Consider the following 378-nt stretch of genomic DNA (forward strand, 5'->3'; position numbering starts at 1 on the left):
CAATCTTCGCGATAGCGACGCAGCTTCAACTGCTTACCGGCAACGCGAGTGTCCTTCAGCTTGGTCAGGAGTTTGTCCAGACCATCTTCCGGCAGCTCGACGAGGCTGAAGCTGTCACGCACCTGGATGCGACCGATCGCTTCACGGGCCAGACCGCCTTCGTTGAGGATGGCGCCCAGCAGGTTCTTCGCAGCGATACCGTCACGCGCACCCAGCGCGGTACGGCAACGAGCACGGCCTTCGCCCAGAGGCATTGGCGCGCGACGCTCGCGGTCACCACGATCAGGACGATCACCGGTGCGCTCAGGACGGTCGCCACGCGGTGCGTTGTTCGGCACCAGTGGGCGTTCCTTCTCGATCGCGGCCAGGTTCAGCGCT

General features: G+C 64.3%; 1 protein-coding gene. It reads right to left on the minus strand.

All coding sequences use genetic code 11. From position 1 onward, the window contains the following. A partial coding sequence (locus BK660_RS30850) for a DbpA RNA binding domain-containing protein (RefSeq protein ID WP_185045288.1) occupies positions 1–378 on the minus strand: 378 nt, incomplete at both ends.

Origin of the sequence: Pseudomonas brassicacearum (assembly GCF_003732265.1) — a bacterium.
Lineage (GTDB): Bacteria > Pseudomonadota > Gammaproteobacteria > Pseudomonadales > Pseudomonadaceae > Aquipseudomonas > Aquipseudomonas brassicacearum_D.